The sequence below is a fragment of the Rhizobium sp. SVR5-9E genome (assembly GCF_056755095.1).
In genome coordinates this window covers 1-243 of record NZ_JBNDHS010000639.1, presented here as the reverse complement: position 1 = coordinate 243, position 243 = coordinate 1, and the positions used below count along the sequence as shown (strand labels likewise).

General features: G+C 59.3%; 1 pseudogene. It reads left to right on the top strand.

The annotated features are described in order from the left end of the window. Window positions 1-243 (top strand): annotated as a pseudogene (locus tag ACPYOJ_RS36360) (hypothetical protein); the annotation flags it as partial.

Here is a 243-nt window from a genome sequence, read left to right as displayed (position 1 = left end):
GGGTTACGAAGGAACTGGAAGAGGCTTTCTGCTTAAGTTCTGTAGCCGGTTCAGCGGGTTGCAGCGGTATACCTTATCAACCCCGGTACGCTGGGCTGCAGGATGTCCTCTTGAGCGGGTCGTCGCCAGCGCACTGCTGTTTGACGATACGCTTATCGATCTCAGCCCAACAGGCGCCATACAGTTGACCTCTCTGGCCCCGGAAGCCTGGACGAGCAACCCGGCGCTGGCGGCGAGTGTGTA